The 2,456-nt window shown below is 63.2% G+C and carries 3 protein-coding genes and 2 rRNA genes; all 5 read left to right on the top strand.

What is annotated here, in order from left to right:
- Positions 1 to 179 (top strand): 23S ribosomal RNA (locus tag AC1D1S_RS20640); the annotation flags it as partial.
- A gap of 239 nt (positions 180 to 418) precedes the next feature.
- Positions 419 to 535 (top strand): 5S ribosomal RNA (gene rrf / locus AC1D1S_RS20645).
- A gap of 367 nt (positions 536 to 902) precedes the next feature.
- The gene (locus AC1D1S_RS20650) at positions 903 to 1,763 is read left to right on the top strand and encodes an SDR family NAD(P)-dependent oxidoreductase (RefSeq protein ID WP_476995391.1); all 861 of its coding nucleotides are present in this window, start codon (positions 903 to 905) and stop codon (positions 1,761 to 1,763) included.
- 94 nt (positions 1,764 to 1,857) lie between these two features.
- Entirely contained in the window at positions 1,858 to 2,148 is a 291-nt protein-coding gene (locus AC1D1S_RS20655) for an excalibur calcium-binding domain-containing protein (RefSeq protein WP_476942812.1), read from the top strand.
- A gap of 116 nt (positions 2,149 to 2,264) precedes the next feature.
- A partial coding sequence (locus tag AC1D1S_RS20660) for a transposase (RefSeq protein WP_476995392.1) occupies positions 2,265 to 2,456 on the top strand: 192 nt, incomplete at its 3' end.

The raw sequence follows: 2,456 nt of genomic DNA on the forward strand, positions 1-2,456 counted from the left end.
GCATCTAAGCGGGAAGCTCGCTGCATCTAAGCGGGAAGCTCGCTTCGAGATGAGATTTCCATACACCTTGTGTGTGAGAGGCCCCCAGCCAGACCACTGGGTTGATAGGCCGGATGTGGAAGCGAGGACTAACGACTCGTGAAGCTGACCGGTACTAATAGGCCGATAACTTACACCACACACCCATCCCGTGAACGGATTCAAAAGACGTTCACACCAGGGGGAGGGTACAAAGAAACAAGACTGCTTGCGTCCACTATGTGGTTCCCAAMCAACAAACCCGTTACTTGACGGCACGTTGCGACAGGAACAAAACCACAACAAAATAACAACACCACAGCTGCATTCACTGCAGCGGCCATGTTGTAACCACAGWTTTCCCCACCCCCGCCCMGCGGGTGCGTGGCGGAGCAAGGGTTACGGCGGTCATAGCGTGGGGGAAACGCCCGGTCCCATCCCGAACCCGGAAGCTAAGACCCACAGCGCCGATGGTACTGCACCCGGGAGGGTGTGGGAGAGTAGGTCACCGCCGGAACACCATTAACGGTCGAGGACCCCCACCACCAGGTGGGGGTCCTCCCGCATTTAAACCCCCACCACAAAATCCGGCCCGGCGCCGGACCCCGCAACACCTGCGGGAGCATCCCGCCGCACCCCGCCAAACGTGAGGGAGCATCCCGCCACACCCCGCAACACCTGCGGGAGCATCCCGCCGGACCCCGCAACACCTGCGGGAGCGTCGCAGGATATGCCGCGAAACCTGAGGGAGCGTCGCGGGACTCCCAGCAAACCCGGAGCCGGCACGCAGGCCTTCCGGAACGAACTCCCAGTTGCACTCGTTAGAATTCGACGGGGCTGGATTCCCAAAGACCAGCCCACCGCTTCGTTCTAAGGACACCTCAATGCCCGAGCGCACTATCGTCATCACCGGAGCCAGCGACGGCATCGGCGCGTCCGCCGCGCGGACCTTCGCCCGGCAGGGGGAACGTGTGGTCGTCGTCGGGCGTTCCGCGCAAAAGACCGAGGCGATCGCGAACGAAATCGGCGCCGATTTCTTTGTCAGCGACTTCGCCGACCTTGCCCAGGTGCGGACCCTGGCCACGCAGCTGAAGGAAAAGTACCCGCGGATCGACGTCCTGGCGAACAACGCCGGCGGCATCATGGGGCCCCGTGAGCTCACCGTAGACGGCCACGAGAAATCCTTCCAGGTCAACCACCTKGCCCCGTTCCGGCTSACYACCGAGCTGATCGGGGTGCTCACCGCCAGCCAGGCCACCGTCATCAACACCTCAAGCGTCGCGAATTCGCTCTTCGCCAAGTTCGACATCGACGACCTCGACGCGGCCAAGAGCTACTCCACCAACCGCGCCTACGGCAACGCCAAACTCGCCAGCATCCTCTTCACCGCCGAACTCCACAACCGCTACAACACCGAGGGGATCTCGACGGCGGCGTTCCACCCCGGCGGCGTGGCCACCAACTTCGCTGCCGACTCCACAAGCCCCATGCGCCTGGCCTACAAGTCCTTCCTCAAGCGCTTCATGCTGACCCCTGACCAGGGCGCGGACACCCTTGTGTGGCTCGCCAACGCCATCCCGGGCCACGACTGGATCTCCGGCGCCTACTACGCCAAACGGACGCTCTCGAAGGCCAACAAGCAGGCCTACGATGCGGGCCTGGCGAAGGCGCTGTGGCAGCGCAGCGAGGCGATGGTGGCCCAGGACCTCGACAAGCTGGACCAGGGCTCGGATCACGGCGCTTGAGCCTGACCGGAAACAGCGAATTCGTGGGTTAGCATTTTCCTGCCCCTCGCCGATCCGCGGCTGAGGGCTTCTACCTGGGGGAGTGCTCTTAAACGTGCGCCTGAAAAAATTGCTTATCGCGTCCTTGGCGGGTACCGCCGTCGTCCTGAGCGCCACGGCCGTGCCGGCAACCGCCGCGCCGGCGCCGAAGTCGTACAAGAACTGCACGGAGCTGAACAAGGTCTACCCGCACGGCGTCGGCAAGAAGGGCGCCCGCGACAAGACCAGCGGAAAGCCGGTCACCACGTTCCGCGTCGACAACACCCTGTACAACCTCAACGACGGCGGTTTCCGCCAGTACGACCTCGACCGTGACAACGACGGCATCGCCTGCGAAAAGCGCTAGGGCCGGGAGCCTGCCGGGACTCTGATTCCTGGGGCAGGCCCGGACGATCCAACGAAGTGCCACGAACGGCCGCTAAGCCATGGCGGGTTCTAACGGTCGTTGCAACACCCAACACTTTGGGAGTTGCAACGACCGTGTCGTTTTTAACGGAGGAAACAGCCCGGCGGCGGAAGTACACGCCGGAGCAGAAGGACCAGTTCTTGTCGGTGGTGGACCGGCTGGGGAGTGTGAGCGCGGCCGCGGCGGAGCTCGGATTCAATCAGATGACGTGCTGTCAATGGGCGCGCAAAGCGGGACTGACTCAAGGG

This window comes from Arthrobacter sp. P1_A5, assembly GCF_056406825.1.